The organism is Methylobacterium sp. J-070 (assembly GCF_022829385.1).
GTDB lineage: Bacteria > Pseudomonadota > Alphaproteobacteria > Rhizobiales > Beijerinckiaceae > Methylobacterium.
Window position 1 is genome coordinate 18,843 of record NZ_JAKSXX010000129.1, and the last position, 26,361, is coordinate 45,203.

Genomic DNA, 26,361 nt, shown 5'->3' on the forward strand with positions numbered 1-26,361 from the left:
GCGTTCCCGGGATCCTCAGACCGCCGAAAACCCCGTAGAAGGCCGGACGCCCACCCCCGGAGGCGACGCGAGCGCGAGCGGCCCATGTCAGAATCCGAACGATCGGCGCCGGTCCCGCGCGCCGCCCCGCCGTCCGCCGCCGCCCCCGATCCGGTGGCGCTGCTGGAGACGCTCGTCGCCTTCGACACGGTGAGCGCCCGCTCGAACCTGCCGCTGATCGACTGGGCGGAGGCCTACTGCCGGGGCCACGGCGCCGCGGTGGAGCGCGTGCCGGATCCGACCGGCCGGAAGGCGGCCCTGCTGGTCAGCATCGGCCCGTTCGAGAGCCGCCCCGGCTACGTGCTCTCCGGCCACAGCGACGTGGTGCCCGCCGAGGGCCAGCCCTGGTCGTCGGACCCGTTCAGCCTGCGGGAGGCGGAGGGCCGGCTCTACGGGCGCGGCACCTCCGACATGAAGGGGTTTCTGGCGGTCTGCCTCGCGCTCCTGCCGGAGATGGTCGCGGCGGAACTCGCCACCCCGATCCACCTCGCGATCTCGTACGACGAGGAGATCGGCTGCCTCGGGGTGCGGCCGCTGATCGCCCGGATGCTGGAGCGCGGCCCGCGCCCGCTGGGCTGCTTCGTGGGCGAGCCCACCGGGATGGCGGTGGTGGTCGGCCACAAGGGCAAGTCGGCCGCCCGCCTCACCTTCCGCGGCAAGGCGAGCCACTCGGCGCTGGCGCCCCAGGGCGTCAACGCGGTGGAATACGCCGCCCGCTTCATCGAGCACGTCCGGCTGTCCGCGGAGGCGCTCGCCCGGGACGGCGCCCGCGACCCGCTCTACGACGTACCCCATACCACCGGCCTGTCGAGCGTGGTCCGGGGCGGCACGGCGCTCAACATCGTGCCGGATGCCTGCAGCGTGGAATTCGAGTACCGGGCGATCGGCGCCGACGATGCCGGGGCGCTGGCCGCCGCGGCGATCGCCTACGCCACCGGGACGCTGGCCCCGCTGATGCGAGCGGGGGATCCCGCCTGCGGCGTCGCGGTCGAGCCGATGATCGACTATCCGGGCCTCGACACCGACCCGGACGCGCCGGTCGTCACCCTGGCCAAGCGGCTCGCCGGCCGCAACGGCCACGCCAAGGTCTCGTACGGCACGGAGGGGGGCCTGTTCGAGCGGCTCGGCGGCGTGCCGGCCGTGGTGATCGGCCCCGGCTCCATCGCCCGCGCCCACAGGGCCGACGAGTACGTGACCCGGGACGAGCTCCAGGCCTGCGCGGGGTTCGTGCGGCGGCTGATCGGCGATTGTCGGAGCTGAGGACAGGTCCCGGTCTCGCAAGGGCGAGACCTGTCGCGGGTGCGGGGCGCGGAGCCCTGCGACCGGGCGGATGACCCCGGCCCTCTGCAGACCCGTATGTCCGCGGGCGGCGTCCTGCCCTAAGTGACTCCCGGGCCGCCGGGGCCGGGTCGGGAGTCCGTTCAGCGCATGGCCAACCTCAGCGTCGCGATCGCGTTCGGCGTCCGCCTGCTCCTCGTGCTGCTGTTCCTGCCGTTCAGCGCCCTCGACAAGCTCCTGAACTTCAGGGGGGCGGTCGGGCAGGCCCGGGAGGCCGTGCACGCCACCCTTCCCGCCGTGGCGCTGATCCTGATCGGGCTCGGCGTCGAGATCGGGATGTCGCTCTGCGTCCTGACCGGCACCGCCGACCGGGCCGCCGCCTTCGTGCTGGCCGGCTATTGCGGGGTGACGGCGCTCCTGTGGAAGCAGTTCTGGGCGCCGGGGGACTTCTGGGCCGGCGGCCAGGGCCGCGCGCTGTTCTGGGATTTCCTGAAGAACTTCGCGCTGGCCGGGGGCTTCCTGCTGATCACCTTCGGGACGGGCGCCGGGACGGTCCAGGACGTCTTCGCCGACCCGCTCGGCTCGTCCCACCCCTACACGGTCCAGGACCGGGGCCGGCCTTAGGGCGCCGGTCCCGGCCCGGGACGGTCCCGACCCGAGGCGGTCCGGGACCCGTCGCCGGTGCGGGGCTGGGCCGAGCCCCGCCGCCTCACGCCTTCGGCGTGGTGGCGACCATGGCGGGCCGCCCCTCGAACACCGCGTACCAGGCGGCGGTGGCGGGGCGCCCCTCGCGCCAGGCGAGGTCGGGGAAGCGCAGGTCGAGGTAGCCGAGCGCGCAGGCCATCGCGACGGTGCCGATATCGAGCGCCGGCATGTCGGCGACCAGGGTTTCGAACCGGTCCAGCGCCGATCCGATCTTGCCGACCTGGCCGGCCTCCCAGGCGTCCCAGCGCCTGTCCTCCGGGCGCAGCACGCGCTCGTAGCGGGTGAGCAGCGCCGCATCGAGCAGGCCGTCGGCGAGCGCCTGCCGGGTCAGCGCGTCCCAGCGGGCGGCGCCCTCCGGGAACAGGCGCGGGCCGGCCGAGAGGCCGTCGAGATACTCGCAGATCACCCGGCTGTCGTAGAGCGCGGTCCCGTCCTCCAGCACCAGCGCGGGGATCTTGCCCAGCGGGTTGTGGGCGGCGACCTCCGGGGAGGGTCCGGTCGGGGAAGCGCCGGCGGCGGTGACGGCGATCCGGTCGATCAGCCCGGTCTCGTGGGCGAGGACCAGCACCTTGCGGGCGTAGGGGGATGCGGGGGAGTAGAAGAGCTTCATCGGACCGTCCCGGTTGGTCGTGGCGCCGGGACCTTGCACCGATGCCGCGCCGAATCCAGCCCCGGGGCGGCGCGCCGCCGGACGGTCAGGTCTTCCGCGTCATCCCGGACCCGGCATGCACCGCCCGGGCCCGGCGCCCGCCCGCCTGCCGGGCGCGCCAGGCGAGGATGGTGGTGGCGATCCGGTCCAGGAGCAGCATGCACAGGCTGCCGACGATCGCCAGCACGCAGACCGCACCGATCAGCACGCCCCAGATGCCGGGGGCCGGGATGATCATCAGGCACATCAGGCCGAAGACGGCCGCGCCGGGTATCCACTTCGCCATCGCGCAGCCTGCCTGCAACCGAGAGAGCCTCGTCGCCGCAGAGACTGTACCCGGAGTCTTAATTTGATCTCCCGATCACACTCGATTCGCAGAGATTTGATCTCTGAAGAGAAAAACGGGCATTTATAGTGTTATGACCGGTAAATACCCGGCGACGGGTGGATCGCCGCTCGGGTCGGAACTGCCGGCACCGGCTCGCAGCGAGGCCCGCGGACCTCGCGGGTCCGGCCCTAACCGGCCGGCGGCAGGGTCCGGCCTTCGCTGACGAGATGGTAGAAGCGGCCCTCGAACATCTCCATGACCGCCACGGTGGCGGCGTGCGATTCCGGACGGATCGGGGAGGCGAGGCAGGCGTCCAGCGCCGCCTGATCGGGGAAATCCATCTCCAGGATCATGGCGATCGGCCGCGCGTCCGCGTCGCCGGCGACGCAGCGCTGCACCCGCACCGCGGTGACGCCCGGGAACCGCCGCCAGAACGGCTCCAGCTCGTCCTGCACCCGGCGGAAGAACGCCGCCTCCTGGCCGTCGCGCACCCGGCCCTCGTAGATCGCGGTCCTGGTCAGCATCGGCGGCGTCTCCACGGCACCTCCCGTCAACGGTCGGAGACCGGGATCGCTCCCGCCGGGTGACAGCGGGACCGCGCTGTCCCTGCAACGGGCAGGATGGCGGAAATCCGGGCTTCACCGGCGCGGCCGAATCAGCGTACCCAGGGGACAGCCCATCGCGACGATGCGGGAGAGACCGGGATCTTCCCACCAGAGGGGGACCCGGCGCCGACGGAGCAACCGCCCCGGAAACTCTCAGGCACCGGAACCGTGTCGTCAGGGCGATCTGGAGAGTGGTGCAGCGGGTTCGAGCCCGTGGGCATCCGCCGAAGGGGACGTCCGCCAAACGCCTTGCCAGGGCGGGCCGCGGATCAAGCTCTCAGGCACCGAGACAGATGGGGCGCGCACCGGCCGGCCGCACAGCCGGTCCCATCGCGTCCAAACGTCTCGGAGTCTGCATCATGACCCACATCGCCGTCATCGGCGCCGGCATCACCGGCGTGACCACCGCCTATGCGCTCGCCCAGCGCGGCTACCGCGTCACCGTCCTCGACCGGCAGCGCTACGCCGCCATGGAGACCTCCTTCGCCAACGGCGGCCAGCTCTCGGCCTGCAACGCCGAGGTCTGGAACAAGCTCTCCACGGTGCTCCACGGCGTCCAGTGGATGCTGCGCCGCGACGCGCCGCTGCTGATGAATCCGGCCCCGTCCTGGCACAAGCTGTCCTGGATGGCGGAGTTCATGCGCGAGATCGCCCATTACCGCCGGAACACCGTCGAGACCGTGCGGCTGGCGCTCAAGGCGCGCACCGCCCTGTTCGCCATGGCGGAGGCCGAGGGGATCGACTTCGACCTGAAGACCCGCGGCATCCTGCACTTCTACCGGGACCGGGCGGGCTTCGAGAAGGCGCACGCGGTCAACGCCCTGCTGCGGGAGGGCGGGCTCGAGCGCTACGCCGTCACCCCGGAGGAGATCCGCGCCATCGAGCCGACGCTGGCCGGATCCTACCAGGGCGGCTTCTACACGCCCTCGGACGCCACCGGCGACATCCACAAGTTCACCCGGGGCCTCGCGGCCGCCTGCCTCCGCAAGGGCGTCCGCTTCGTCCAGGACGCCGTGGTCGAGACGGTCGCGCCGGGGGAGGGGATCTACGCCATCGGCTGGCGGCCGGCCGACCGCCAGGCCGGCCATTCCGCCGGGGCACAGCAGGTCCTGCGCGCCGACGCCGTCGTGATCTGCGCAGGCTGCGCCAGCCGGCGCTTCGCCGCGATGCTCGGGGACCGGGTCAACGTCTACCCGGTGAAGGGCTACTCGATCACCGTGAACCTGCTGACCCCGGAGGCGCAGCGGGCGGCCCCGGAGGTGAGCATCCTCGACGAGGCGGCCAAGATCGTCACCAGCCGGCTCGGCGACGAACGCCTGCGGGTCGCCGGCACCGCCGAGTTCAACGGCTTCAACCGCGACATCCGCCACGACCGGATCCAGCCGCTGGTCGACTGGACCCGGGAGCAGTTCCCGCTGGTCGACACCGACCGGGTCGTGGCCTGGAGCGGCCTGCGCCCGATGCTGCCGAACATGCTGCCCAAGGTCGGCCGGGGCCGCCGGCCGGGGATCTTCTACAACACCGGCCACGGCCATCTCGGCTGGACCCTGTCGGGCGCCACCGCCGAGCTCGTCGCCGGGGCGATCGCCGCCGAGCACGCGCCGGAGCGGACGGTCCTGCCGCTCGCGGCCTGAATCCCGGGCTTCCGAAGGGCTTGCAGCCCTTTGGCGGGTGGTCAGGGCAGGGCCCTGACGAACATCGCGGCGCGCCGTCCCATCTCCCAGAAGGGAGGCGCGCCGCCTGAGATTATTTTGTATTCTCTTTCCGAGCCGCCCCGGAAACCGAGCCGCGATGCGCATGCCCCCCGCCTATCTCGACCCCGCCACCGGGGCGACCTACCCGATCGAGACGCCGCGCTGGCGCTCCGAGACGGGCGGTCCGCTGATGATCACCGACCTGCCGGGGATCGGCCGGACTGAGATCGACACGGGTCGGCGCTCCCTCTGGCGCTACGCGGCGGCGCTGCCGGTGGCGGTGGCCGATCCGGTCTCGCTCGGGGAGGGCTGCACCCCGCTGGTGCGCCGGCCCTGGCGGGGCGGCGACGCCCGTTTCAAGCTCGAATGGTTCGCCCCCTCCGGCAGCTTCAAGGATCGCGGCGCGTCCGTGATGCTGTCGATCCTGCGCCAGCAGGGGATCGACGCGGTGCTGGAGGATTCCTCCGGCAATGGCGGTGCCGCGGTGGCGACCTACGCGGCAGCGGCCGGGATGCGCGCCAGGATCCTGGTCCCGGCCTCGACCTCGCCGGCCAAGACCGTGCAGATGCGGGCCGCCGGCGCCGAGGTCGAGCTGGTCCCCGGCACCCGCCAGGACACCGCCGACGCCGCCGTCCGGCAGGCGGATTCGATCTTCTACGCCAGCCACAACTGGCAGGCGCATTTCCTCCAGGGCACCAAGACGCTCGCCTACGAGTTGTGGGAGGACCTGGGCTTCCGGGCGCCCGACGCCGTCATCATCCCCTGCGGCGCCGGCAGCAACGTGCTCGGCTGCGACATCGGCTTCTCGGAGCTGCTGCGCCGGGGGGAGATCGCGCGCCTGCCCCGCCTCTACGCGGTCCAGCCGGCCCATTGCGCCCCCCTGCATGCGGGTTTCCAGGCCGGCGCGGAGGATTTCGTGCCGGTCACCCCGCACCCGACCCTGGCCGAGGGCGCGTCGATCGCCCAGCCCGTCCGGGGCCGGGCGGTGCTGGCGGCGCTGCGCCGGTCCGGCGGCGGCACCGTGGCGGTCTCCGAGGCGGCGATCGAGGCGGCCCTGATGGAACTCGCCCGGTCGGGCCTCTACGTCGAGCCGACCTGCGCGATGGCGGCGGCCGCGCTCACCGACCTCACCGCCCGCGGCGCGATCCGGCCCGACGAGACCACCGTGGTGGTGCTCACCGGCACCGGCATCAAGGCGACGCCGCGCATCGCCGAGCTTCTGGGCCTCGCCCCGTGACCCGGACCCGCTGACCCAACCCCGAGGAGACGCCCCATGCGCAACAACATTCCCGCCCGCGTCGGCATGTCGGTCGAGGAGGTCGACACCCCATGCCTGATGGTCGATCTCGACGCGTTCGAGCGCAACGTGGAGACGCTCGGCAGCTTCATGAAGGCGCACGGCCTGCGCCACCGGGCGCACGCCAAGACCCACAAGTCGTCCGACATCGCGGTGGTGCAGATCGAGCGGGGCGGTGCCTGCGGCGTCTGCTGCCAGAAGGTCAGCGAGGCCGAGGCGCTGGTGAGCGCCGGCATCCGCGACGTGCTGGTCTCCAACCAAGTGGTCGCGCCCCAGAAGATCGATCGCCTGGCCGCGCTGGCCACGCGGGCCCGGGTGCTGGTCTGCGTCGACGACCTCGGCAATGTCGACGACCTGTCGGCGGCGGCCGTGAGGTACGGCGTCACCCTCGAATGCCTCGTGGAGATCGATGTCGGCGCCGGCCGCTGCGGCGTCGCCCCGGGGGAGCCCGCCGTGGCGATCGCCAGGAAGATCGCGGCGGCGCCGGGGCTGACCTTCGCGGGGCTTCAGGCCTACCAGGGCAAGGCCCAGCACGTGCGCGACTACGGGGAGCGCCAGGCCCTGATCCAGGCGGCGATCGACGACACCCGCCGCACCGTCGACCTCCTGAAGGCCGAAGGCCTGACCTGCGCCATCGTGGCGGGCGCCGGCACCGGCAGCTTCGCCCTGGAGGGCGGCAGCGGCGTCTACAACGAGCTGCAATGCGGCTCGTACATCTTCATGGACGCCGACTATCAGCGGGTGAAGGACGAGGCCGGCCGGCCGATCGCGGAGTTCGAGAACAGCCTGTTCATCTACACGGCGATCATGAGCAAGGCGAAGGCGGATGTCGCGATCTGCGACGCCGGCCTGAAGGCCCAGAGCATCGACAGCGGCCTGCCGGTGGTGTTCGGCCGGGACGACGTGGAATACATCAAGTGCTCGGACGAGCACGGGGTGATCAGCGATCCGGGCAACGTGCTCAAGCTCAACGACCGCCTGAAGCTGATCCCCGGCCATTGCGACCCGACGGTCAACGTCTACGACTGGTACGTCGGCGTGCGGAACGGCCGGGTCGAGGCGGTCTGGCCGGTCACCGCCCGCGGCATGACGCTGTAGCGGGTTTCCGAAGGGCCCGCCCTTTCGAAACCCTGAGTCCGGAGGTCTCACGTCATGCGCTTCATCTCGGAAGAGGAATCCGCCGCCCTGGTCGACCACGCCCTGGCGTTCGCGGCGGCCCGCGAGGCGCTGGTCGCGGCCGTCGACCTGCGCACCACCCTGTTCCCGGCGGTGCTCGGGCACGGCTCGGAGCCGGCCAACCGGTTCTCGATCAAGTCGGGATCGACGGCCGACTATGCCGGCCTGAAGGTCGGCTCGTTCTGGCCGGGCAATCCCGACCGGGGCCTGCCGCGGCACAATTCGGTGATCCTGCTGTTCGACCAGGATGTCGGCCGGATCGACACGGTGATCGAGGCGGGCCGCGTCAACGCCTACCGCACCGCCGCCGCCGACGCGGTGGCGGCGAGCGTGCTGGCCCGCCCCGATTCGACCGTGCTCGCCGTGTTCGGGGCCGGCAACCAGGCGGAGTTCGAATGCGCGGCGCTCGCCCGGGTGCTGCCGATCAAGACGGTGCTGGTCGTGGCCCGGGATGCCGCCAAGGTCGCGGGCTTCGCCGAGCGCTTTGCGGGGCAGGGGGCCTCCGGGATCGACGTGCGGGCCGCCGCCGCCCGGGAGGCCTGCGCGGCCGCCGACGTGATCGTCACGGCGACCCCCGCCCGGGCGCCGCTGTTCGAGGCCGATTGGGTGCGCCCCGGGACGCATGTCGCCGCCATGGGGGCGGATGCCAAGGGCAAGCAGGAGCTGCCCCCCGCCCTGCTGGAGCGGGCGCGGCTGTTCTGCGATCTGCCCACGCAGTCGCGCACCATCGGCGAGTTCCAGCACGCCTCCGAGGCGGCCCTGGCGGGCCTGCGGGCGATCGGCGACGTGCTCCGGGCCAGGGAGGCGGGCCGGACCGATCCGGACCAGATCACCGTGTTCGATTCCTCCGGCATCGCCCTGCAGGACCTGACCATCGCCCGGGCGATCCTCGCCAAAGCGGATGCGCGCGGGTAGGGGACGCCGACGCCGGCCCTCCCCCGCCCCGGCGGAGGACAGCGCGGCATGCAGGACAGGCAGATCCGGGTCATCGGCATCGGCACGGGGGATCCCGAGCACCTGACCCTCCAGGCGGTGCGGGCGCTCTCCGACGTCGACGCGGTGTTCGTGCTCGACAAGCGCGCCGAGACCGCCGACCTCGTGGCGATCCGCCGGCGGATCTGCGCGGCCCACATCGCCAAGCCGCACCGGGTCGTCGCCGTGGCGGACCCGCCCCGGGAGCGCCGCCCGGCCGCGTACGGCAGCACCGTCGAGGCCTGGCACGCGGCCCGGGCCGAGCGGCTGGAGGCGGCCCTCGCGGCGCATCTCGGGGCCGGGGAGGTGGGGGCGATCCTGGCCTGGGGGGACCCGGCCCTGTACGACAGCATCCTGCGCATCCTCGACCGCATCCTGGCCCGGGGGCGCGTTGCGTTCCGGCACAGCGTGGTCCCTGGCCTGTCCAGCATGCAGGTCCTGGCCGCCCGCCACGGCGTGCCGCTGAACGGCATCGGCGGATCGGTGCTGATCACCACCGGCCGGCGCCTCGCCGCGGGCTGGCCGCCGGATTCCGACAGCGTCGTGGTGATGCTCGACGGCGACCCGGCCTTCGCGCATCTCGACCCCGACCTGACGATCTTCTGGGGCGCCTATCTCGGCGGCCCCGACGAGATCCTGGTCTCGGGCCGGCTGGGCAGCGTGGGCGACGAGATCCGCCGGGTCCGGGCCGAGGCGCGGGCCCGGCACGGCTGGATCATGGACATCTATCTGTTGCGGCGGGGCCTGGCGTAAGCGTCCCGGCCGTGACCCCGACGCCACGGACAGGGCGCCCCGCGCCGGATAGACCGCCGCCATGCTGCGCCTGCGGGACTATCAGCGTTCGAGCCTCGACGCCCTCGCGGCCGCCTGGGCGCAGGGCGGGGCCGATGCGGCGGCGTCCGGCCATCTGGTCGTGCTGCCCACCGGCGCCGGCAAGGCGCTCACCATCGCGGCGCTGGCCCGGGAGACCCTCGCGGACAACCCCCTCGCCCGGGTGGCGATCGTCACGCACAGCCGCGAGCTGGTCGCGCAGAACTTTTCGGAATTGACCCGCGCCTGGCCGGAGGCGCCGGCCGGGATCTTTTCCGCCGGCCTCGGGCGGCGGGAGGCCCACGCGCCGGTGCTGGTCTGCGGCATCCAGTCGGTGGCCGACCGGCTCGACGCGGTGGGACCGCGCGACCTCGTGATCGTCGACGAGGCCCACCTGATCCCCCGCGCCGCCGACACCCGCTACGGCCGGTTCCTGGCGGGCCTGCGGGCGCGCACCCCCGGGATGCGGGTGGCGGGCTTCACCGCGACCCCCTACCGGCTCGATTCGGGCCGGCTCGACGAGGGGGCGCACCGGCTGTTTTCCGGCATCGCCTACGAGGCCGACACGTTCGAGCTGATCCGGCGGGGCTTCCTGGCGCCCCTCGTCTCCAAGGCGACGCTGACCCAGCTCGACGTCTCGGGCGTCGGCCGGCGCGGGGGCGACTACATCCCGGGGGAGCTGGAGGCCGCGGTCAACCGCGACTCGATCACCCGCGCCGCCGTGGCGGAACTCGCGGATTACGGGCGCGGGCGCCGGGCCTGGCTCGCCTTCTGCGCCGGGCTCGCGCATGCCGAGGCCGTGCGCGACGCCGTGCGGGCGGAGGGCTATTCCTGCGAGGCCGTCACGGGCGGGACCCCCCGCCGGGAGCGCGACCGGATCGTGGCGGCGTTCCGGGCCGGACAGATCCGCTGCCTGACCTCGGTCGGCGTGCTCGGGACCGGCTTCAACGTGCCCGAGGTGGAGCTGGTGGCGCTGCTGCGCCCGACCCGCAGCACCGGGCTCTACGTGCAGCAGGTCGGCCGGGCGCTCCGCTGCGCCCCGGGCAAGGCCGACGCGCTGATCCTCGACTATGCCGGGCTGGTGCGGATGCACGGGCCGGTGGACGCCGTGACGGTCCGGAGCGCCACGCAGGGGCTCGGCCGGCTGCCCGGCGGGGCAGGGGGGGCGCGGGCCAAGGCCTGCCCCGGCTGCGGCGCCCTGATCGCCCTCAACGCCTCGACCTGCGAGGCCTGCTGGACCGAGCCGCAAGGGGACGCGGAGATGGACGCGCAGGCCCCCCACGAGGCCGCGGCCGACGACGAGCGGGCGATCCTCTCGGGCGACCCCGGCAGCCCGGATCCCGACCCGGCCGGCCCTGCCCCGAGGGAATCGGGCCGGGAGGCCTCCTGGGCGGCATCCTGGCGCCCGGTCACGGCCCTGAGCCTGGAACCCGCGCCGGACGGGCTCGACCTCGTGCTCGGCTGGCGGGACGGCGCCGCGGAGGCGACGTGGCGCGTGCGCCTGCGGCCCGAGCGGAGCGGTTACGAGCGGGAGAAGGCCGTGTCGTGGTGGCGCGGGCTGGGCGGCGGCCGGGACGCGCCGATGGAGACCGCGGGCTTCCTGGAGGGTGCCGAGAGCCTGACCCCGCCGGCGGCGATCCGGATCCGGCCGGGCCGGCTGTCGGAGCAGATCGCCTGTCGGGCGGCGGACGGCCGGATCCTCGGCGACCTGCGCCGCTTGGGCCGCGACGCGTGAGCCTGCCGGACGGCCCGCGGTGCCCAGCGGGGAGGGGCCTCGGACCGCCCTCGCCCGATCGGCCGGCCGTCAAAGGCGGCCCGGCGCGGCCGGCATCGCGCGGGGCCGCCGGGCTCGCCATCACGGACGGCGATCCCAGCCGCCATTCGGCCTGCCGACCCCCCTCACCCGGCGGGATCCCCGCTCGATGTTCCATAATATATCTTATGCGAATTCCGGATATGTGTCCGGGGTGGCTGTCGGCGGTGTCGTTCCCAGGGTATTTTGGCATGACGCCATGGGTATCCTGACACTGGCTGGGTCGCCCTCGCCTTCCGAGGCGACCCTGGGCACCGCGGGGGCCAGGGTCGCATCCCGATGGATCAGGACCGCATCCGGCGCAGGAACGTAAACCGCTTCCTTGAGACGCCGTCCGCTGCGGCCTCGACATGCCGCTCCATCGCCACTGCGATGACCTCGGCCATGGCCAGCAGCATCTTGTCGAGGGAATGCTCGTCGTCCCGATAGAGGCGTTCGGCGATGCGCTCGACCGTCTCGCAGTTCGGCACCCCGCCGTGGAGCTGGACCCAGTCCTTGAGAACCATCTCGGCCTTGAAGGGGCGCTCGAAGTCCCAGATCTGGGTTCGCGTCACCGGGCCGAGGAATAGCTCGCAGGTCTCCGGGGTCACGGGCAGCGTCCGGGTACTCCCGATCCTGTCAGGGTCCCCGTCGTCGGCGGTTGATGCGATCCATCGGGCAAATTCCGGGCACCTCGCCTGCGCGACGCCTTCCGCTCCGATCCTGAACGGCCCGACGTGGTCGGAGGCGGGCAAGTCGATGAACGGGAAGCCCCGAACCATGATCTCGGCCGGGTCCAGCCAGATGAGCACGTCATTCAACGGGATCGGCACCCTTGAGCGCGGTCCCCGGACGAGGGCGGTCCATGGCTCAAGGAGGAACCGCGCGGCCACGCGTCCGCCGGGGGCTCCGATCAGCGCTAGGCTGATGCCGTAGAGAAGGTCGGCCTCCATGGTCCCGATGGGCCGTGTCCGAACGTCGAAGAGCGAGGAGGGTGATCCCGATGCCTCGCCCTCCTCCTCAGGGACAGTGCAGGTGACCGAGACCTGGCCGACGACACGCGGGAGTAGGAGGAGGCGGGGCAGGTTTCCGGTCCAGTTCTCTCCAGGGCCCTCCCCGGCGAAGGCCATCGCATCCAGGTCGGAGTCGTAGGCAAGCGAGGCCCGGTCGCAGGCACCCCATAGCCGCGGCAGGTCGACGATGGTGCCGCCCGGCCCCATGCGTGGCTTGGAGAAGTAAGCGCCGATCAGGTTGAGGTGCTCGGATATCTCCTCGTAGGCGGTACGTTCGACGACCGGGACGAAGGGCAGGAGGAAATCGTCCACCGCCTCCGCCAACTCGTCCAGAAGGGCCGGGCGATCCACCGAGGCGCCCTCCTCCGTGGCGAGCCGTGCCGTCTCGACCACCAGCCGGTGGTAGTGGTTCAGCGACTGGTTGAAGCGGTCATCCCTGAACACCGCGTCCGCACCGAGCCTCAGCTCCGGTTCCGAAAGATGGAAGCCGTGGAAGTTGTTAGGCGAGGTCGCGACGCCGGCCGCCCGGCAGGCATCCGAAGGCCGCACATCGAGGCGCATCATGATCGCCGTGACGCACCTTGCTGCCTTCGTGGCCTGGGCCGGTGTGAGCTTACGCTTGATGCCTCCGAGGTCGACCCCGCTTTTGGGCGTGACCATCGCTGCGACCTTCGCCAGGACCTCTCCAGGACGAGACGTAGCTTCCAAGGCCTTGGCCATCAGGTTGGTCACGGCGGCGCTGGTTCCCTGTTTGCCCATACCCATGGTGGACCTCCTTCCGATGCCGGCGTGGCAACGGAGCCCAGACTGCCCACCTGCCCGGTCATCCGCGATCTTATCTGAAAGGTCGAGTTCGGATTTTTCGTAGAAGGTCAGGCGTCAATTTTCGCAGAAGTGATAGGGCTTTGATAGAATAGCACTGGTGCCAAATCCTATACTGGCATCGGGTGAGGGGATATTCTGGCACGGTCGCGAAGGGGTAGTTTGGCGTTGTCCGACGCGCGTAATCTGGCACTGGATCGGACATGTAATCTGGCACTGTACGAGCCGTTTAATCTGGCATGGGCTGTGTCGTAATTCGGCACCGTTCCGGTCACAGTGCCCATGATGTCGATCTAGGAGATGGTTGCACCGAAGCTGGTGCCACGGTCCGACCGCTCGGGAGGTGATGAGGCACCCCTGCCCTCATCTTCCGTTAACCATTTCTGGGGATCCGGTCGGCTTCGCCGACCAAGCGGATTGACCGACGCGGCTACGGGCATCATCTCAACGGCTATGACCGAGCTTCACGCCCCGCGCCTGAAACCGATATCCTGACCGGCCTGGCCGGTCGGTCGAGCGCTTGCGTCGCCCGTTTCCCCCCCAACCCATCGGCGTCCAGGCTTAGACGAGTCCCTCCCAGCGGAGGGCGAATCAAGCCGCGAACAGGGGCCCAGGGCATATAGCCGCACGATGCCGAAAGGTGTCCGCGACTCGGTTTGGCGGCGAACGGCCTTCGAGACAAAAACCTGTCAAGTGCTTGGCGCGGTACCGGAAACGAGTCCCTGGCCCCGCCGAGGCGAACCACTGATTCCTGTTGCGTCGAGCCTCGTGCTCGGCATGCTCGTGTCAGTGCCGGCGTGACCGGCGACAGGTTTTGGAGGACCGGCGACCAGCGCCTCGTACAAAAAAGAAGACCCGCGCCGGGGAGGCGCGGGCCGGTGCAAAGAAGTCAACCGTCAACGGCGTTCCCTTGCAAAGACCCGTCGACAGCCATCCCGATTTCGATGCCCGGCGACGATCGCATCCGACGAGTCGCGACGCAAGCGGCGCGTGAGCGATGACGCGCGCCTCCTAGGCCCCTGCCCTCCCCGGCATTGAGCAATCCCGGTCGCGAGACCGAGCCACCGAGGCGCCAGGCGCCCGCGGGAGTGAGCAGCCATGCCTAAGTTCAAGGGACGGCCCGGAAGATCCGTCACGAAGTCCAAGCCACCCGAGGAGCGTTTCGCGCCACTCGGTCCTGGCGTCGAGGTATTCCGACTGCCGGAGTGGGAGGCGGTCCGACGGATCATCACCCGTGGCGGCGGTCGCAAGGTCGGTGGCCACTTCTCGTGGAAGATGGCCGGGCATGTCGTCTACGAGTCCGGTCCGGAGGAGCGCTGCGCACGGCTTATGGACGTGCACTCGTCCGTTCAGGCTTTCTACGCCCAGCCCGAGACGATCCGTGTCTCGACCGATGGTGCCAAGCCTTTCCGGTACACGCCCGATTTCCTGGCCATCATCTCCGGCGCGGAGGCGCGGGTCGAGGTGAAGCGGGAGTGTGACCTGCGCCCTGCACCGCCGGCCGGCCCGTCGGACGAGAGGGGCCGCCGCCGCTGGGAGCGCGCCTGGGACATGCGGGCCCGTCTCCGCGACGTCCGTGCCGCCTACCGCCGGTGCGGCCTGCTCTGGGTGCTGCTCCTCGACACCGGGATGGCGGCCATGGGCGACCCCGACATCGTGGACGAACTGATCTCGCAAGGCGGTCGGCACATCACCGAGGCGGACCGGGTGCGGCTGCGCGACCACCTCGTCGCCTCGGGTGGGACATCGACCCTGGGTGCCGCCGCAGAGGTGGTCCGGGAGGCGTCCGACCCGCGCGGGACAGTCCTGGCCCGCGTGAGCGAGGGTGCGCTCGCCGTCGATCTGCACACTCCCCTCGATCACGGCGCCGCCGTGGTCCTGGTGCGCTGAGGGGAGGCCGCGATGACCGATATCCTCGAACAGGATGCCTCGTCGCCACCGAGCTTCTTCACCCTCGACCACGTCATGCCCGACGACCTGGAGGTCGGCGACATCGTGTTCTTCGACGGCGACCCGTACTCGTTCCTCCACAAGGAGGAGGGGGCTAGCCCGATGTTCTTCAAGCCCGAGGTTCGGGGCCTCGCGATGCGTCGCATCATGCCTACGGAGTACATCCGCAAGACCCGGAACGGTGAGGCGAAGCGGCCAGGGCGAAAGGGGATCGAGGTCGTCATGTCCGGCGCCGATGCCGACATGCTCGACATCGCTTACCAGGCCCTGCCCGTCCCCGTGCGCAGGAAGTCCGACCTCAAGGATTACTACGTCAACGAATTCTGGAGGAGGATCGACGAGGCGGCGAAGAGCGGCAAGACGTTCGCCCGCAACGCCGTGAACGCGCAGGCCGTGATTGCCACCGTCGATGCCGTTCTCCCGGACATGAAGCTCGAACCGCCGCGGATGCGCTCATGGCGTAGCGTCCTGCGCTGGGTCGAGAGGTCGGAGCGCTCGAAGCGGTCGCCCGTGGCCAACATCCACGGAAACGCCCTGCGCGAGTACGAACGCCAGGTCCCGCACCGGATCCTGGAGATCATCGCGACCACGATCCGGGAGACGACCGGCGAGTTCCCCCACCTTGGCCCCAAGAAGATCCGCATCCGGGTCAACGACAAGATCAAGGAGATCAATCGCGACGAGGACATCAACCTTCCCTACGCGTGCCCGACCCTGGTGAACGACGAGTTCAACCGCTTCGACGCCTGGATCCGCAAGGCCCAGATCGACGGCCAACACGAGGCCGACCTGGAGTTCGGCTCCGTCGGCAAGCTTACCCGCCCGAAGAAGATCAACATGCTGTGGGAGCTGGACCACCACGTCGTCGATCTTGTTCCCGTCCTAGGCGAGACCCCGCTCGGCCGCCTGCTGTCCACGACCGCCTTGGGGCGGTTCGGCATCACGGTCGCCTACGACGTCCACTCGGGCTACCCGATGGGGTTCTACCCATCCTTCGAAGGCACCGGCCTCCTGCCGGCCCTGATGTGCCTGTCGCACGGCGTGCAGGAAAAGACCTACGTCGCGAACCGATTCCCCCACATCGAGGGAGCCCTGCTTGGGCACGGTAAGCCCATCAAGGTCCGTTTCGACCGTGCACCGGAGTTCATCGGCCGCCAGATGGCCTTGGCGCTTGGGAGGGTCGGCATCGGCTTCGAGTTCGCGCGTCCGAGCATCGCGGACGACAAGCCGTACGTCGAGCGTCACTTCGGTACGCTGTCCCAAGACTTCCTTGGTTGGATGAAGGGGCGCACCGGCTCAAGCCCGCGCAAGCGGGGAGCCGCCGATCCGATGCTTGAGGCAAGCATCCATCTCGACGACATCATGGCGCTGTACCATGAGTACCTCATCACGGTTTACGCACGCCGGAAGCAGGCTGGGCTCGACTGGGACACGCCCGAGGAGCGCTGGCTGCGAGGGCTGAAGGTGGTGACGCCCAGGCTGCTGAATCCCGACGAGCAATCGCGCGTCGACGTGCTCGCCTCGGTCGAGGTCGACGTGAAGGCCGGGCGCGAGGGTATCCGGTGGAAGAACAAGTTCTACCAGTCCCCTGCCCTGCAGGCGATCCGTAAGACATCCGGCGACCATGGGGCGCGCAAGAAGCAGATGACGCCGCTGACGGCCAGGGTGCCGCTGCGCAACGTCGGCATGATGTTCGTGTCGGTGCCCGGCGCCAAGCCGCCGCGCGAGATCGCCGTGCCCTGCACCAAGGCCACCACGCATGGGCGTACCATGTGGCAGGACGAGGTGATCGAGGCCCTTCTGCTCAAGAAGAAGAAGGACCCGACCTCGGGTCCGGATTACGAGGAGGGGTTCGCGCAACTCTTCAAGCGTTCGCTCAACTACATGGGCGTCGACCTGGACGGCTCGGGGGCAAAGCCCGGCAGCGCCAAGGCCGCGGCGACCGCGGCCAGGTTCGCGGGCGTCATGATCGACGGGGTGGCCGAGCATGCCCTGTCGCGCGTCGAGCAGGAGGCGGTCCGCCTCGACATCTTCAAGGAAGTCGAGGCCAGCGTCGCCAAGGCGCAGGCATCTGGTGTCCCCAAGGTTGGTAAGCGCCGGTCTCCGACCGTCAAGCAGCCCGAGATGCTCGTCGACGACATCGACGTGAGCGACTTCCTCGACGACGGGGAGGACGCCTGAGATGGCCGTCGAACTCCACAAGCTGCCGCTGGCCAAGCGGTTGGCCTACATCGAACGCATCTTCATCCGGCACGCCTCCATCGTGCTCGCCGACGACACGTTGGGCATCCTTACCGACGTGCCCTCGGGCCGGCGGGAGGCCACCCTCGGCTACATCCGGGGCTATTCCCGGTGCGGGAAGAGCGAGACCCTGAAGCGCCACATCGAGAAGCTCACAGGTCTCCCGGTCCAGAAGAAGCTCGAACAGCTCATCGGGGGGAACGGACACCTCGTCGTGTACGTCGAACTGTCCTCCGGTGACACGCCGCTCGGCGTCGCCCAGCGCATCCTGGGCCTGTTCGAGGACCTGAAGCTCCACCGGCGCAACACCGCCGTTCCACAGGATCGGGAACGTGACGCGATCCGGCGCGCCGTCGACATCTCCAACGACAACGGCGTCACACTTCTGGCCCTCGACGAGGTCCAGAACCTCTTCCGGACCGGGAGCGCCGGCGACATCGCCAAGACCGCCAGCATGTTGATCTCGATGCAGAACGCGTCGGGCTTTCCTATCGCCCTGACGGCCTCCCCTCGGCTCCAGGAGCTCTTCGATGGCAACGACGCGGTCCAGGAGCGCGCCGGCCCCAGCATGTTCCTGCGCCCCCTGCCCTTCCGCGACGGGGACGAGCAGGAGGTCTTCCGGGGGCTGGTCCAGAAGTTCGAGGAGAAGCTGCCTTACCTGAAGGGACCCGGCCTGTTCTCGGACCGATGGCTGCCGGCGACGTTCTTCGCGACCCGCGGCCGCGTCGGGCGGCTGGCCAAGCTCGCCCATGCCGCCACCACCGTCGCGTTCAAGGATGCGGCGCAGGGCAACAACCCGGCGAACATGACGCTGGCCCATGTCAGGCGCGGCTTCGAGCTCCTGCACGGGAGCGATCCCAGGATGCTGGGCGTGAACCCCTTCGACGGGAAGGCCCTGCCCAAGATTCCGCTTTCGGTCGAGGAGGCGGACGCGATCACGCCGAAGACCACGAAGAAGTCGAGCCGCGGCAGGAGCCTGCTCGATGAGTAGGCCGCCCTCCCCGTCGCCTCGGTTGGTGAGGACCGTGATCCCAAGGCATGGCGAGGACATCAGGAGCGTCGCCATCCGCTACGCGAAGCTGAAGCGCCTTACGCTCGATGATCTCCTGATCGCCGGGCTCAGGGTCAAGGAAGGGCATCTGACCTCCCTGCCCCTCAAGGCAGCCCTCGCCGAGACGTTCGCCGAATTGGCCGGCCTGGACGCCGCATCGCTACGAAAGGCGTCGTTCGGCCAGGGCATGGATGGCTTCGAGGTGTTCGGTTCGTCGGCGGACATCGACATGCTGGTCCCCCATTGGCGACGGGTCGCGCCAGGCAGCCTTCGGTCGGACGGCAACGAACCATGGATCAGGGCCCACTGGCAGATCGCCTGCCTGCCCTGCGATCCGGATACCGGCGAAACCCTGACCCACCTCTGCCCCGCCTGTGGCGCGGAGCTTACGTGGATCAGGGTCGAGGACCTGTACCGGTGCAGCCGCCACCGTTGCCGTGCCGACCTGCGCCAGGCTGAGCCGCGCTACGCTTCCACGCGGGACCGGGAGATGTCCGCGCTGATGCTCGGCCTGCTGAGGCGCGAACCCTCGGCGCTCGAACGCATGCCGCCCGTGATCGCGCGCGCGACACAAGCCGAACAGGTTCAGTTCTTCTCCTGGCTGGGTGCGCTTCGCCCGCTGGTCAACGGCGTCATCGTCCCCGTCGGGCCGTTCGCGACATTCCGTGGCCTCGGGGCCGCGCTCACCTATCCGGCCTCGCTCGACTGCATGGTTCGCGACCTGATGGCCGCCCACGAGGAGCGAGACCCGAGGTTCGGGCGTCTGGTCGGGGCGATGGAAATGCGCTTCCGGACGCGGGACCTTATGGGCGGGAGGATCAAGATTTCCGTCAAGGAACGGCTGGACAAGCTGCTGTTCCGGGATGAGGTCAAAGGGCTAGCGTTGCCACCCGGCAAGGCGATGGAAAGACGGGGCCAGAAACGGCTGGTCAGGTTCGACCATCGGGCGTTCCTCTTATCATCCCAGCCAACCAATGCCGGATGGGGTCGAGCCCTGTCGGGCTTAGCTGAAAGACCGATCCTCCTGGCTTCTTGAGTTCCGTTGCCAAGCCCAGAGCGACGAGGTTGGACATCAGGAGTCGTGCATCAGCGCCAGCCGCGATCTCCCTCTTTATGTCGACATAGTTCCGGTCCCCCTGCTGCAGGTATTCTAAGAGCAGCCGTATCTCGGGGTTGGCAAGGGCTTTGAACACCTGGTCTTCCAGACGGTGGGACGGAGTATCTTGCGTCGCCATTTCAGAATTTGCCTCTTTTCAGCAGATACCTGGCTTGCGTTGTAAGCAAAAATTCTGGGGCGGGATCTGGTGTCGGGCTTAGAAGGGCCGAGGCACCACCTGGCTTGTCGGAGGCGCTCACTCACGTCCCCCCCAGGCCGTCAGCTACTCCAAGCTCCGATTGGGCTGGGTAATCGTCCGTACGGACGAGAATACATTTAGGCCAAGGGAACGGACCAAGCTTCACCGTTGTTCGGAATCCTGCCCGCCGATGTTATCAAGGCACGGGGGTAGGGGGGAATGCATTTGACGCTTGGAGCCCATCCCGGCACTCGTTGGATGAGGGTCGATCTCCAATGCCACACGCCGCGGGATCGCGGCTGGAAGGGCTCGCCCCCGTTGCCGGGCGGCACGCCGATCTTTGAGGATCGGCGCCACGCCTGGGCCGATGCTTTCGTAGCCGCGGCCATCGCGAAGGGCCTTCACGGCATCGCCGTCACCGACCATCACGACGTGGCGCTCCTGCCGTATGTGATTGCGGCGGCGGGAAGGAGCAGGCAACCGCTCGTGGTGTTTCCCGGACTGGAGATCACCTGCAAGGACGCGGTGCAGTGCCTCGCCCTCCTCGACCCATCTTCCCCAAGAGAAACCTGGCACCGGCTCATCAACAAGCTCGTCGAGGTCCGCCACGCGCCAGACCATGTCGAGTGGGGCTGTGAGGTGCTCTCATGCGGGCACACCGTTGCCGAAGTCATCGCGCTGGTCGCCGACGACCCAGTCCTTCGAAGCGACGCCCTCATCCTTCCGCATTTCAGCAACGAGGGGGCACACAAGTCCCTGAACCAGAAAGGGCACAGCGCGCGCTTTAAGGACCTGCCGAGCGATGCGGTTTACATCGAGTGCCACCACCACGAGCTCGAAGAGGCGACGCTGGACAAGATCCAGGGTCGCATCCGCGAGTGGGGCACCCGCAGGCGCGCGATCCTCCCCACGGGGGACAACAAACGGGAGACCTACGAGCGCCTCGGGCACCACGAGTGCTGGGTGAAGCTCGGCGAGAACACCGTCGAGTCCCTACGTCAAGCGCTCCTGGCCGACGAGGCGCGTGTCTCGCACGAGGCGCCGCAGGTCCCGATTGAACGCGTCACCGAGATCGAGATCCAGTCGAGCCTGACCGGCGACACGCCGCTCAGGATCACTATGAACGATGGTTTGACGGTACTGGTCGGCGGCCGCGGGTCGGGCAAAAGCGCCGTCATTGAGTTCCTGCGCTTCGCCCTCGGCAAGTCCGTCCAGGACCTCAGGCGCGAGGATCCCAGGAGGGGCGCCGGACGCGACCGCGAGCACAAGCTGATCGAGGAGACCCTGGAGAACGGCTGGGTCTCGGTGCGTTTGATGCGGGGCGGTGTCGGGGAGGTCTGGCGGAGGGACGGCGCGAACCCGGAGACCATCACCGTCACGACCGCCGGTGGTGTCGAAACGTTGACGGTGCCGGAGGCTCAGCAACGCTTCCCCGCGCGGGCCTTCCACCAGAAGGAGCTCTCCACCACGATGATCGATCCGGCGATGGCGGCGGAGAACATCACCGGCATCGCGGCGGCGGAGGTGATCGACGAGCGGCGTCGCATCGACGCCGAGATCAACGAGGCCAAGCGCACGCTCACGACGGCCCTGCAGGACGTCGCGGCCCACTGGCAGTGCGAGCTGGCGCTCGGCCAAGCCAAGAGCTCCGTCGAGGATATCCGGCGCCGGCTGTCGGCGGTCAGGTCCCAGATGGAGGACGGCGGGGTGATGCCGGAGGATCTCGCCTTGCTTGCGGACGAGCCACGGTACGGCCGCGCCCGCAACTACCTCGACAAGATCTCGTCGCAGCTGGTGGAGGACCGAGGACGTATTGAAACGCTCTCGGCCCTGATCCTGGACGTCCCCGACGACCGCTATGCCGGTGCTTTCGACTTTCCGGAGATCGCCGGGTTGCGCGACGCACTGGCAGAGGCGCGCGTGCGGCTGCGGGCCGAGCTCGACGGGATGATGGGGGCCATCGACACTCTGGCGTCAGGTCATGCGACCGCCTCCGGAGCCTTCGAGGCGACTGGTGCGGCGTTCCGGTCCGGATACGAGGCGGCCCAGGGGCCGACAGGCGGCCCACGGGGCCTTGATCACCGAGAGCGAGAGGCTGGCCTCGCAACTCCGGGAGGCCGAGGCAGTCGAGGCAAGGGAGGCGGCCAAGGAGGCCGCCACGCGGGTTGCCGTCGCGGCCTTCGACCGGGCCCGCGACAGGCTCGCCGATCTTGTCGAGGCGCGCCTAAAACTGCTTCGCCGGGCTGCCTCACAGGTCGCCGACAAGTCAGGCGGGACCCTCCAGGCGTGGGAGAGGCGTGACGCCGGTCCCATGGAATGCGTCTCGGCGTTCTGCTCCCTAATGGAGGGCACCGGTGTCCGTGGCGCCGATCTCGGATGCGAGGACTGGGTCAAGGCGCTCTTCAAGGTTCCCGGCGGCGCCGCCTGGAAAGCGTTGTGCGACGAGATGATCGAAATTTACCGGGCGAGGATCCTTGCTGGGAGCCCGACCGAGCCCGGCGCGGACGCGGCTCGGGTACTAAGGGAATGCATCTTCAGGGGACAGCAGGGGGAACTGACGGACAGGCAGGCGGCGCGGCTCTTCGCCAAGTTAACCGACCAGTCCGTAGGCCTCGTCATCTCCGCGGTGCCGAAGGATTCGATCCAACTCACTTACGTCAGCCAGGGCCAGCGCATACCGTTCGAGCGGGCGTCCCCCGGGCAGCAGGCATCCGCACTCCTCGAACTGTTGCTCCGGCAGGCGGCGGGCACCCTCATCGTTGACCAGCCCGAGGACGACCTCGACAACCGGGTGATCATGCACATCGTGAACCGCATCAAAACCTCGAAGGGTTCGCGGCAGATCATCTTCGCGACCCACAACGCCAATCTCGTCGTAAACGGCGACGCCGATAAGGTGGTGACCATGGTTGCCACCGTTCCCGAAGACCGTGCGCCGGCGGGAACCGGTAGGATCAAGGTGCTCGTCGACGGGGCCATCGATACTCCGGCGGTGCGGGACGCCGTGACCGACATCATGGAGGGCGGCCAGGCAGCCTTCGACCTGAGAGCTAGAAAATATGGTTTCGAGGGGGTCGGTCGTTGAGGAGGCGGACGATCCGGAGCGACACGACATGCCTCCTTGCCTAGCATGCGCGGTGACCTGGGAGCTCTAATCACCCAGTGCCGAATTATGGAGCGGCCTGGTCCTTCTCGTACCAATCTAGCCCGCACCAGTGACAAAATTTAAAGGTCCAGGTTTTCACTCACACACAGAGGATGCGATCAGCGCAGTGCCGAAAAAGCCTGGGCGCTACAGGCGGGCCGGGTATGGGATCGGTCGGGCTCCGGACATCCCGTCGGGTCGCCGGGCTCGTGCGACGGCCTTTGCGGAACGCCTTCACCGCCCGGGTATCGCAGACCCGGTTGGCCTCCTGCCGACCGGGTCACGGCGCCGCACGCGAGACAAAGGCCGGGCGACGCGGGCCGACGTCTTGAGCGGGAGGCGGCGTTCTGTCGGGGCCGCGCGGCGCGGTGGGGTGAGGGCGGTCGGAGCCCCCTCCCCGCGGGCCGCGCCGGGCGCGGGATGCGCATTCCGCCCGCCAGAACGCGATCTGCCTTAAGCCGCCCGGCGCCGTCGTCCCGGGCCCGCGCAGCGGAGCCCGGCGATCCAGGCACGCCGCCGTGCCGCGATCGTACACCGGCGGCGGTTCTGGATTCCGGGCTCGCCCGCGGCGCTCCGCCAGGACGGCGCGGACGGGCGAGGGCGCGGGCGAGGCCGCCCGTCCGCGCCCCTTGGATGCGACAGGTCCCCTGCCCTCCCGTCGGGCGGCGCGGACCCGCCGCTCAGCGCATCACACCGACGCTCGCCAGCCAGAGCCGGCAGAGCCTGGGCCAGAGGGCGACCGGCGCCTCGGACCGGCCGATCCCGAAACCGTGGCCGCCGACGGCGAAGCGGTGGTACTCGACCGGCACGCCCGCGGCGCGGCAGGCCTCGTCCAGGACGCGGCTGTGCTCCGGGCTGATGACGGCGTCGTCGTCGGCCTGGACCAGGAACAGCGTGGGGCAGCCGGGCCGGATGTGGGTCTGCAGCGACCAGGCCCGGCTCGCCTCCGGGCTCGGGGCCTCGCCGACGAGGGAGCGCCGGGTGGTTGTGCGGTCGTAGGGCGGCTCCAGGCTCACCACCGGGTAGATCAGCGTGGCGAAATCGGGCCGCGCCGACAGGCCGTCGGCGGCGTCGACCGGATCGTACGCCTGGAACCCGGAGCGCGCCGCGACCAGGCCGCAGAGGTGACCGCCCGCCGAGAAGCCGAGCACGCCGACGCGGTCCGGGTCGATCCGGAGACGCGCTGCGTTGGCGCGGATCAGGCGCAGGGCCCGCTGCCCATCCTGGAGCGGCGCGAGGGGACCCGCACGCCAGCCCTCCTGCGGCAGGCGGTAGGTGAGCACGAAGGCGGTGATGCCCTGCGCGGCGAGCCAGAGCGCGGCGGGGAGCGCCTCCTTGACGATGCCGATGCGGGTGTAGCCGCCGCCGCCGGCCACCAGGACCGCCACGCCGGTCGGCGTCTCCGGGAGGTACACCTCCAGGACCGGCGCGGCGACGTTGCGCACCGCGCCGCTCGCGTCGCGGGCCGGCGGCCCCAGCGGACCGCCGCCCCCCGGCGGCTCCCCCGGCCAGAGCGCGATCCGCTCCGGCGCCCCGATGGCGGCCGCGCCCCGCGCCGACAGGAGCGCCGAGGTCGTGGCCAGGGTGAGGAGAATGGACCGGCGGTCGGGCAAGGAACCCCCACGAAGGGCGCCATCCCGTGCAGCCCGGTAGGCAAGACCGGGGCATGGGATCGGTTCCCGGTCCCGGCGGCCGGTCGCACCCCCCTTTGCGCCCCCGGGGAGCGTTCCCGGCGCGCCCGAAGGCCCGGGCCGCTCGCAAACCGGCGCCGCCGTGCCATGATGGCGCCGGAGGATCCGACATGCACGACGACCACACCCAAGATCCGGCGCAAGATCCGGCGCAAGATCCGGCGCACGATCACCATGACGAGCGCGCGCACGGACCGTCCGAGCGCTGGAAGCACGACGGCGTCCGGGTGATCCCGGGCGACCGGCTCGACGCCAACACCGCCCAGACGCCCGGCATGTTCCGGCAGGCGGCGATCAACGCCGCCCGGGTCGGCGCCCAGAAGATCTGGGCCGGCACGGTGGCGATCCAGCCCGACGCCAAGACCGGCGTCCACCACCACGGCGACCTGGAGAGCGTGATCTACGTGGTCTCGGGCCGGGCCCGGATGCGCTGGGGTGAGCGGCTCGAATACGTCGCGGAGGCCGGCCCCGGCGACTTCATCTTCGTGCCGCCCTACGTGCCCCACCAGGAGATCAACGCCTCGACGGACGAGCCCCTGCACTGCGTGCTGGTCCGCTCGGACAACGAGGCGGTGGTGGTCAACCTGCCCGACGTCGCGGCCGCCGAGGCGCCCGAGACGGTCTACTGGGTCGACCCGATCCACAAGCACCCGTGACGGCGCCCTACAGGAACCGCGGCCTCAGCCGGCCGAGGAGATCCCGGCCCGGGAACCGGGCGGGCGGCATCCGCAGCGCCGGCTCCGGCGCCTCCCCGGGGATCTGTCCCTCCGCGAAGCGCGCCCCGGCCGACCAGAAGCCGTCCCGGCGCGTGCCGATCATGCCGAGCCCGACGGGCTCGCGCGCCGCTTCGGGCCGCAGCCGCCCCGCGGCCCAGACGCGCTGCCAGCAGCCGCGCCGCGACAGGTCGGCGTCGCGCCAGCCCAGCCGCGCGTAGCCGGCCGCCGCGAAGACGCGGTCTCCGGCGAAGTCCTCCGGGATCCACACCCAGCTCGAGAACACGTGGACCGCGTCGCCCCGGACGCTCGCCGGGTCGACCGCCCGCGTGAAGGCGCTGAGCGCCGTCTCCCGGTGCCGGCCGACATGCCGGCGCAGGCGACCCGACATGGGCAGCGCCTCGGGGAAGGCTCCGGCGTCGAGGCGGCTCGGCATCGCGCCCCGCTCCAGCGCGTAGACGCCGTCCACGAGGTGCATCCAGGCCTCCAGATCGACCTCCCAGGCCTGCTCCGCCGGGGCGAACCGGCGCACCTGACCCGCGATCAGGCGGTCGGCGACGCGCCGGGGCGGGTCCGGGACCCGGTCGGGCCCGGCCTCGGTCACGCGCAGCAGCGTCGAGGGGCCGTGCGCCCAGACCGCCTCGGCCAGGCGTGCGAACTCGGATTCGGGTGCGCCGCGGCCGACCTTGCGCACCAGGATCTTCGAGCCGTCGGCGAGCTCGTCCAGCATCTTGCGCTTGAGATGGGCCAGCCGGCCGTATTCCCGCTCCAGCAGCAGGTCCGGCTCGATCGAGCCGGCGGCGTGGCCGGTATTCGCCCAGATGTTGTAGGCGACGCTGTGGCAGTAATAGGTGCCGCCCGTGCTCACGGAGAGCCGCAGGTCGCCCGGCACGCCGAAGTCCGAGAACCCGCAGCGCAGGCCGCGGATCAGGTCCTCCATCGGCGTGTAGGAGAACCGCAGCAGGCCGGAGGGCTCGACGCCGCCGTAGCGCTGAACGAACCCGAACTCGCAATTGTCGCCCAGGCTCCGGAAGGCGTGGAGCCGCTCGGCGAGGACCGCCGCCGTATGCCTGATCCCGGTCACCGCATCCGCTC

The 26,361-nt window shown here is 70.3% G+C and carries 20 protein-coding genes, 1 pseudogene and 2 riboswitches; of the genes and pseudogenes, 15 read left to right on the forward strand and 6 right to left on the reverse strand.

Annotation, left to right across the window (positions count from 1 at the left end):
• Positions 1-84 precede the first annotated feature (84 nt).
• A complete protein-coding gene (gene argE / locus MKL01_RS12575) occupies positions 85-1,299 on the forward strand; it encodes an acetylornithine deacetylase (protein WP_243905556.1) in 1,215 nt (404 codons plus the stop codon).
• A gap of 168 nt (positions 1,300-1,467) precedes the next feature.
• On the forward strand, positions 1,468-1,941 hold the full coding sequence (locus MKL01_RS12580) for a DoxX family membrane protein (RefSeq protein WP_243905557.1): 474 nt from the start codon (positions 1,468-1,470) through the stop codon (positions 1,939-1,941).
• 85 nt (positions 1,942-2,026) lie between these two features.
• On the opposite strand, the gene MKL01_RS12585 is transcribed toward MKL01_RS12580, so the two are convergent.
• The 3 genes from MKL01_RS12585 to MKL01_RS12595 form a co-directional block, all read right to left on the reverse strand.
• Positions 2,027-2,632, reverse strand: coding sequence for a glutathione S-transferase (locus MKL01_RS12585; protein ID WP_243905558.1), 606 nt, complete (start codon positions 2,630-2,632; stop codon positions 2,027-2,029).
• Positions 2,633-2,717: 85 nt separating this feature from the next.
• Positions 2,718-2,957, reverse strand: a complete 240-nt coding sequence (locus tag MKL01_RS12590; protein ID WP_243905559.1) for a hypothetical protein — start codon at positions 2,955-2,957, stop codon at positions 2,718-2,720.
• 230 nt (positions 2,958-3,187) lie between these two features.
• Positions 3,188-3,523 carry a hypothetical protein gene (locus tag MKL01_RS12595; protein ID WP_243905560.1) on the reverse strand — a complete coding sequence of 112 codons (336 nt, stop codon included), beginning with the start codon at positions 3,521-3,523 and terminating at the stop codon, positions 3,188-3,190.
• Positions 3,524-3,679: 156 nt separating this feature from the next.
• Positions 3,680-3,783: riboswitch (glycine riboswitch) on the forward strand.
• A gap of 3 nt (positions 3,784-3,786) precedes the next feature.
• A riboswitch (glycine riboswitch) is annotated at positions 3,787-3,899 on the forward strand.
• A gap of 64 nt (positions 3,900-3,963) precedes the next feature.
• Between MKL01_RS12595 and MKL01_RS12600 the strand changes: the two genes are divergently transcribed.
• The 6 genes from MKL01_RS12600 (at position 3,964) to MKL01_RS12625 (ending at position 11,288) form a co-directional block, all read left to right on the forward strand.
• Positions 3,964-5,238, forward strand: coding sequence for a D-amino acid dehydrogenase (locus MKL01_RS12600; RefSeq protein WP_243905561.1), 1,275 nt, complete (start codon positions 3,964-3,966; stop codon positions 5,236-5,238).
• A 163-nt stretch (positions 5,239-5,401) separates the two neighbouring features.
• Positions 5,402-6,535 carry a pyridoxal-phosphate dependent enzyme gene (locus MKL01_RS12605; RefSeq protein WP_243905585.1) on the forward strand — a complete coding sequence of 378 codons (1,134 nt, stop codon included), beginning with the start codon at positions 5,402-5,404 and terminating at the stop codon, positions 6,533-6,535.
• Between the two features lie 36 nt (positions 6,536-6,571).
• Positions 6,572-7,693 carry a DSD1 family PLP-dependent enzyme gene (locus tag MKL01_RS12610; protein WP_243905562.1) on the forward strand — a complete coding sequence of 374 codons (1,122 nt, stop codon included), beginning with the start codon at positions 6,572-6,574 and terminating at the stop codon, positions 7,691-7,693.
• A gap of 54 nt (positions 7,694-7,747) precedes the next feature.
• Positions 7,748-8,686: an ornithine cyclodeaminase family protein gene (locus MKL01_RS12615; RefSeq protein WP_243905563.1), complete on the forward strand. Its 939-nt coding sequence runs from the start codon at positions 7,748-7,750 to the stop codon at positions 8,684-8,686.
• A gap of 48 nt (positions 8,687-8,734) precedes the next feature.
• The gene (cobF, locus tag MKL01_RS12620) at positions 8,735-9,496 is read left to right on the forward strand and encodes a precorrin-6A synthase (deacetylating) (protein ID WP_243905564.1); all 762 of its coding nucleotides are present in this window, start codon (positions 8,735-8,737) and stop codon (positions 9,494-9,496) included.
• Between the two features lie 61 nt (positions 9,497-9,557).
• Positions 9,558-11,288 (forward strand): DEAD/DEAH box helicase, encoded by a 1,731-nt coding sequence (locus MKL01_RS12625; protein WP_243905565.1) that lies wholly within the window; start codon positions 9,558-9,560, stop codon positions 11,286-11,288.
• A gap of 362 nt (positions 11,289-11,650) precedes the next feature.
• On the opposite strand, the gene MKL01_RS12630 is transcribed toward MKL01_RS12625, so the two are convergent.
• Positions 11,651-13,123 (reverse strand): hypothetical protein, encoded by a 1,473-nt coding sequence (locus MKL01_RS12630; protein WP_243905566.1) that lies wholly within the window; start codon positions 13,121-13,123, stop codon positions 11,651-11,653.
• A gap of 1,155 nt (positions 13,124-14,278) precedes the next feature.
• Here MKL01_RS12630 and MKL01_RS12635 point away from each other — a divergent pair.
• The 6 genes and pseudogenes from MKL01_RS12635 to MKL01_RS36200 form a co-directional block, all read left to right on the forward strand.
• Entirely contained in the window at positions 14,279-15,070 is a 792-nt protein-coding gene (locus MKL01_RS12635) for a Tn7 transposase TnsA N-terminal domain-containing protein (protein ID WP_243905567.1), read from the forward strand.
• A 12-nt stretch (positions 15,071-15,082) separates the two neighbouring features.
• Positions 15,083-17,311, forward strand: coding sequence for a hypothetical protein (locus MKL01_RS12640; protein WP_243905568.1), 2,229 nt, complete (start codon positions 15,083-15,085; stop codon positions 17,309-17,311).
• 1 nt (position 17,312) lies between these two features.
• Positions 17,313-18,362 (forward strand): ATP-binding protein, encoded by a 1,050-nt coding sequence (locus tag MKL01_RS12645; RefSeq protein WP_243905569.1) that lies wholly within the window; start codon positions 17,313-17,315, stop codon positions 18,360-18,362.
• 34 nt (positions 18,363-18,396) lie between these two features.
• Entirely contained in the window at positions 18,397-19,458 is a 1,062-nt protein-coding gene (locus MKL01_RS12650) for a hypothetical protein (protein WP_243905570.1), read from the forward strand.
• A gap of 517 nt (positions 19,459-19,975) precedes the next feature.
• Entirely contained in the window at positions 19,976-22,018 is a 2,043-nt protein-coding gene (locus tag MKL01_RS12655; protein ID WP_243905571.1) for an AAA family ATPase, read from the forward strand.
• 370 nt (positions 22,019-22,388) lie between these two features.
• Positions 22,389-22,620 (forward strand): annotated as a pseudogene (locus MKL01_RS36200) (AAA family ATPase); the annotation flags it as partial.
• A 922-nt stretch (positions 22,621-23,542) separates the two neighbouring features.
• Here MKL01_RS36200 and MKL01_RS12665 read toward each other — a convergent pair.
• Positions 23,543-24,475, reverse strand: coding sequence for an alpha/beta hydrolase (locus MKL01_RS12665; RefSeq protein ID WP_243905573.1), 933 nt, complete (start codon positions 24,473-24,475; stop codon positions 23,543-23,545).
• 188 nt (positions 24,476-24,663) lie between these two features.
• Between MKL01_RS12665 and MKL01_RS12670 the strand changes: the two genes are divergently transcribed.
• A complete protein-coding gene (locus tag MKL01_RS12670) occupies positions 24,664-25,209 on the forward strand; it encodes a cupin domain-containing protein (RefSeq protein ID WP_243905574.1) in 546 nt (181 codons plus the stop codon).
• Between the two features lie 7 nt (positions 25,210-25,216).
• Here the strand turns inward: MKL01_RS12670 and MKL01_RS12675 are convergent, their stop codons facing one another.
• On the reverse strand, positions 25,217-26,350 hold the full coding sequence (locus MKL01_RS12675) for a hypothetical protein (RefSeq protein WP_243905575.1): 1,134 nt from the start codon (positions 26,348-26,350) through the stop codon (positions 25,217-25,219).
• Between the last annotated feature and the right edge of the window lie 11 nt (positions 26,351-26,361).